We start from the raw sequence: 5,898 nt of genomic DNA, 5'->3' as shown, positions 1-5,898 counted from the left end.
AAGAGCGTGGGCTACGAAGGTGGCCGACTCGGCTACATCACGAGCGATCAGTTCGACATGGACGGCGGCGGAATCCAGCAGAACTTCCAGTTCGGCATCATCACGGTGAAGGACGGGAAGGTCACCATCGCGCCGTGATCGTGAAAGCCCGCTGGGAGTCTGCTCAGATTGTTCTCAGCGGGTCGCTGTACCGTCCCCGATGACCTTCGACGCCGAACGACTGGACTGATGATGCGAACTTCTCTTGCCCGGACACTGTCCCTGGCAGTACTGAGCGTCGCCGCCGGTGGCCTTCTGGTCGCGTGCGGCAGCGACGACTCGACAGCCACAGGATCGCCGTCGACGACGTCGAACACCACTGCCGCGGCAACGACGACGGCCGAGTCGACGACGGAGACGTCGGCCGCCTCGGCGGCGCCGACGACGAGCCCGGGGGATGCAGCCACTGCGCCGCCCGAGCAGCCGCAGCCGGTTCCCGAGGGCTTCCCCGGACCGACCGAAGCTCCCGTGGACGATCGTGGCCAGGCCTTCCTCGACGAGTTGGACAAGAACGGCGTCACCGTTGCGGGCAACGGTGAGATTGCGATCTCCACGGCTACGTACATCTGCTCGGCACAGTCACAGGGCGTCCCGGCGGACGAGATTTCGACGTTCGTGACGGCAAATGTCGGCGTCGAAGCCAGCGCCTCCGGCACTCAGATGACCGCTGAGCAGGCAGGAGAGACCGCGCAGGTCTACATCACGGCGGCTCAGAACACACTGTGCAAGGCTTGATGGTTCTCTGATATGGCCAACTCCACCAAGCGCAAGCGGCGACTACTACCGAAACTTCTCGCGGTTGTAGTCGTACTCGGGCTGATCATCGTCGCGCTGTGGTACCTGCTGGCAGGGCGCCTACCACAGCAGGTTCCGTCCCCGCCGCTCGAGCCGGGGCCCGACCAGCCGCAGTCGCAGCCCGCCGATTGTGCCGATGTTTCCGTCATTGCGATTCCCGGCACCTGGGAGTCGGCTGCCGGAGACGATCCATACAACCCGACCGCCAACCCGGTGTCTTTGCTGTTGAACGTGACCCAGCCTCTGCAGGCGCAATTCGACCCGAGCCGGGCCAGTGTGTACACCGTTCCGTACGTTGCGCAGTTCTCGAACCCCATTGCGCTCCCGCCCGACGGTCAGCAGTCGTACAACAACAGTCGAACCGAGGGCGCGGCGGTCGCCAAGGCCGAGCTGGCTCGCGTCAGCGATCACTGCCCACTGACCAACTACGTCCTCGTCGGTTTCTCGCAGGGCGCAGTGATCGCAGGCGACATCGCCGCAGAGATCGGTTCGGGCAACGGACCGGTGGCTGCGGAGAGGGTCCTCGGCGTCACGCTGATCGCCGACGGACGTCGGGACGGTACGTCCGGCGTCGACATCGGACCGCCGGTCGACGGCGTCGGTGCCGAGGTTGCTCTGGGTGGTCTCGATCTGCCCGGAATCACCATGACCGGACCGCGGCAGGGTGGCTTCGGATCGCTCGACGAGAAGGTCAATCAGATATGTGCCGCAGGCGATCTCATCTGTGCGGCACCATCGGAAGGACTGTCGCTCCGCAACATCCCGCAGAGCATCGGGATACTCGCCGGTGCGGCGGGGAATCCAGTGCACGCGTCGTACAACACGTTCGTGGTCGACGACGCAGGGACCACCACGACCCAGTGGACCGCAGGTTGGGCGGCGGGGCTGATTTCGTCGGCGCCGGAGATTGCGCACCCCTAGAGAACACCCATGTAGTTCTCACAAGGCCCCCTCGGGGCAACTGGGTATTGGCCACAAAGGTGCTGTCAGTGGACCCCGCAAAGTGTATTCCCACGTGGCGAGCAGATAGAGTGGCGCCTTGACCCAGGCTCGAAAGGCGCTGGAAACCAGCCGCACCTGCACCGAGGAGACCTATTCATGAGTTCCGCCCAGGCCCCCGATCTGCCCGCCGAAGGGCATGTGACGGCGCTGCGTAAGTTCCGTTTCGCCGCAGGCGGGGAGGGCAACGCAGAAGAGGGCGGAGCGCGTAAGTTCATCAAGCTGGCGCAGCAGGCAGAGGAACTCGGCTACGACAGCTTCATGATTCCGGATCATCTGGGCAACCAGGTCGGGCCGATCGCGGCGCTCGGTGCGCTGGCAGTGGCGACGGACAAGATTCGGCTCGGTACCGCAGTTCTCGCCAACGGTTTCCGGCACCCGGCGATTCTGGCCAAAGACGCTGCGACCATCGACGTACTGTCCGGTGGCCGGCTGGAACTCGGACTCGGCGCGGGCTGGATGCGCGACGAGTACGACAAAGCCGGGATCGTGTACGACCGGCCAGGTATCCGCATCGAGAAGTTGGCGGAGAGCCTGGAAATCCTCGACACGTTGCTGCGTGGCAAGGAATGCAATTTCCAGGGTAAGCACTTCACCATCACCGGACTCAAGGGCAGCCCACGCCCGCGACAGGGTCCGCGTCCGCCGATCTGCGTCGGCGGTGGCGGTCCGCGCATGCTGGCGCTCGCCGCCAAGTACGCGGACATCATCTCCGTCGTACCGAGCACCACGAAGGAGGGCAAGCTTCAGCTGTCGGGAATGACACTGGAGAAGACCCTCGAACGTGTCGAGCTCATCCGCAAGGCTGCAGGCGATCGTTTCGACGAGATCGAGCTGAACTGGGCCATCACCACCATCGTCGTCACCGACGACCGCGAGCAGATGGCGGAAATGGCACTTGCAGCGCTCGACAACGGATATCCGCCCAATGTCGACGTCGACGTGAAGTTGAGCGTCGAGGATATTCTGACGTCCCCATATCTGGCATTAGGGACATACGACGAAATCGCCGATCAGATCCGTAACGTTCGCGCGAAAACGACGATGTCCTATGTCGGGGTTTTCCCCACACAGATGGAAGCGTTCGCTCCGGTCATCGAGCTGTTGAAAGGCGAGTGACCGAAGTACGTGTCGCCGCAAAGTTTCGCCGGAGCACGGTGGAGCATGGTGGGGACAGCTCGAACTGATCATTTGGATAGCTACCAGCTAGTAATATTCACCCCGCTCGGCGCGAACGTGAGTCGAAGAGATGTCGGTGCGCGAGTTCGCTGATCCGGGGTGCCAGCTTTCGGAGCGCGGCACAACGCACACCGTCGGAGGAGATTGAACACAATGAGCCACACATTCGATGACTACATCGATGAGAACGGCCACATCACCATTGGCGAGGGCAAGACTCTCGTACGCCACGTCGAGGTGAACGTTGCCAAGAATGCCGACACGCTGGCATATCGGTTCATGGATTACTCCCGCGAACGCGACGGCGAGGCACACGAGCTGACGTGGGCCCAGTTCGGCACCCGTCTCCGTGCTGTTGCAGCGCGGCTGCAGCAGGTGACGAAGCCCGGTGATCGGGTGGCAATCCTGGCGCCTCAGGGCCTGGATTACGTCGTCGCGTTCTTCGGTGCGATCTACGCAGGCACCATCGCCGTTCCGCTGTTCGATCCCGACGAGCCCGGCCACACCGATCGGCTGCACGCGGTGCTCGGCGACTGCCAGCCCACGGCCATCCTCACCGCAACCAGCTCCGCTGCAGGCGTCCGCAACTTCTTCCGTGCGCTCCCCGCGGCACAGCGCCCTCGTGTCATCGCCGTCGACGCGATTCCCGACAGCGTCGGCGAGACCTGGGTCGAGCCGAAAGCCGACCTCGACGACATCGCGTACTTGCAGTACACCTCCGGTTCGACGCGCACACCCGCCGGTGTCGAGATCACCCACCGCGCGGTGGGCGTCAACGCCCTGCAGATGGTCGACAGCATGGAGATCAACCATGACTCTCGCGGCGTCACCTGGTTGCCGATGTTTCACGACATGGGCCTGCTCACCGTCATCCTCCCGGCGCTCGGCGGCAAGTACATCACCATCATGAGCCCGCGCGCGTTCGTGCAGCGTCCGTGGCGCTGGATCAAGGAACTCGCCGCAGTCTCCGACGGAGCAGGCACCTTCGCTGCGGCCCCGAACTTCGCCTTCGAGCATGCCGCCCAGCGCGGTTTGCCGAAGAGCGGCGAGAGCTTGGATCTGTCGAACGTCATCGGTCTCATCAATGGCAGTGAACCGGTCACCACGACTTCCATGAAGAAGTTCAACGACGCCTTCGGCCCGTACGGTCTGCCGAAGTCCGCCATAAAGCCGTCCTACGGTATGGCCGAGGCAACACTGTTCGTCTCGACCAACAAGCACGCCGACGAGGCCAAGGTGGTCTACGTCGACCGCGTCGAGCTGAACGCAGGCAAGTTCGTGGTTGTCGCTCCCGACGCCCCCGGTGCCATCCCTCAGGTGTCCACCGGAACCGTCGCGCGTAGCCAGTGGGCTGCCATCGTCGATTCCGAGACCGCCACCGAGGTTGCAGATGAGCACGTCGGCGAGATCTGGTTGCACGGCGAGAACATCGGCAAGGGCTACTGGGGCCGCGAGACCGAGACCTCCGAGACTTTCCACAACAAGCTCGTACACCGCAACCCCGCGGGTTCGCATGCCGAAGGCGCTCCCGAGGGCGGCAACTGGATGCGTACCGGCGACTTCGGCGTCTACCACGACGGCGAGCTCTACATCACCGGACGCGTCAAGGACCTCGTGATCGTCGACGGCCGCAACCACTACCCGCAGGACTTGGAGTTCTCGGCACAAGAGTCGAGCAAGGCCCTGCGCCCAGGCTTCGTCGCTGCGTTTGCCGTCCCGCTCAACCAGCTCCCGGACATAGTCTTCGAGTTCAGTGGAGCCGCATTGACCAAGGATCCCGAGGACAGCTCGGAACAATTGGTCATCGTCGCCGAGCGTGCGCCCGGAGCAGGCAAGGCCGATCCGCAGCCCATCGCCGACGTGGTCCGCACCGCGATCTCCGCCCGACACGGCGTCACGGTCCGCGATGTCCTGCTCGTCCCGGCCGGTTCGATCCCCCGTACCTCCAGCGGCAAGATCGCGCGCCGCGCGTGCAAGGCCGCCTACATCGAGGGCACCCTGCGCGGCGGCTACCAGCAGACCGCGTTCCCTGACGCGGAACTGCCCGACTGACGTCTGCGCGTCCCGTACTCCTTCGACACGTAACTTGGTGAGTGATGGCTGAACAAGAAACTGACAACATCGAACCTGTCGAAGCCGAGGGCGCGGACATGACCGTCGCCCAGCTCCGCGACTGGCTGCGGAACTGGGTGGCGGAGGCGACCGGCCAATCGGCCGACCTGATCTCAGACGACCGTCCGATGGAAGAGTTCGGACTCTCCTCGCGCGACGCTGTGGCTCTGAGCGGTGAGATCGAGGAACTTGTCGGTGTCACACTGACCGCGACGGTCGTATATCAGCACCCGACCATTGCCTCGCTTGCGAAGATCATCATCGAAGGCGAGCCCGACACCCCGGCCGACGACGTCGACGACGCCTTCTACCTGCGTGGAAACGCGCACGCCGAATCGCACGACATCGCCATCGTCGGTGTGTCCACCCGCTTCCCGGGCGCAGGCTCGACTCCCGAAGAGATGTGGGCCCTGCTCAGCGAGGGTCGCGACGGCATCGTCGATCTGCCCGAGGGACGTTGGGAGGAGTTCACCTCCGATCCCGCGATCAAGGCAGCCGTCGACGCTACGGTCACCAAGGGTGGCTACCTCGACGACGTCAAGACGTTCGACGCCGAATTCTTCGCGATGTCGCCCAACGAGGTCGTCAACGTCGACCCGCAGCAGCGGCTTGCGCTCGAGCTCACCTGGGAGGCGCTCGAGCATGCTCGCATCCCCGCCAGCTCCGTCAAGGGCGCCCAGGTTGGTGTTTTCATCGGTAGTTCGTCCAACGACTACCAGCTCCTCGCCGTCAGCGACCCCAACGCGCACCCGTATGCACTGACCGGAACGTCGA

The 5,898-nt window shown here is 64.1% G+C and carries 5 protein-coding genes; all 5 read left to right on the top strand.

All coding sequences use genetic code 11. The features are described from left to right. Window positions 1-231 precede the first annotated feature (231 nt). Entirely contained in the window at window positions 232-774 is a 543-nt protein-coding gene (locus tag A2J03_RS17485; RefSeq protein WP_068376304.1) for a DUF732 domain-containing protein, read from the top strand. A 12-nt stretch (window positions 775-786) separates the two neighbouring features. After that, on the top strand, window positions 787-1,755 hold the full coding sequence (locus A2J03_RS17480) for a cutinase family protein (RefSeq protein WP_068376302.1): 969 nt from the start codon (window positions 787-789) through the stop codon (window positions 1,753-1,755). 177 nt (window positions 1,756-1,932) lie between these two features. After that, the gene (locus A2J03_RS17475; RefSeq protein WP_068376300.1) at window positions 1,933-2,952 is read left to right on the top strand and encodes an LLM class F420-dependent oxidoreductase; all 1,020 of its coding nucleotides are present in this window, start codon (window positions 1,933-1,935) and stop codon (window positions 2,950-2,952) included. 213 nt (window positions 2,953-3,165) lie between these two features. Continuing rightward, window positions 3,166-5,064: a long-chain-fatty-acid--AMP ligase FadD32 gene (gene fadD32, locus A2J03_RS17470; protein WP_068376298.1), complete on the top strand. Its 1,899-nt coding sequence runs from the start codon at window positions 3,166-3,168 to the stop codon at window positions 5,062-5,064. Between the two features lie 44 nt (window positions 5,065-5,108). Continuing rightward, a partial coding sequence (locus A2J03_RS17465; RefSeq protein WP_197480839.1) for a beta-ketoacyl synthase N-terminal-like domain-containing protein occupies window positions 5,109-5,898 on the top strand: 790 nt, incomplete at its 3' end.

This window comes from Rhodococcus sp. EPR-157 (genome assembly GCF_001647195.1).
Classification (GTDB): Bacteria; Actinomycetota; Actinomycetes; order Mycobacteriales; family Mycobacteriaceae; genus Rhodococcoides.
This window is presented reverse-complemented; position numbering and strand designations above follow the sequence as displayed.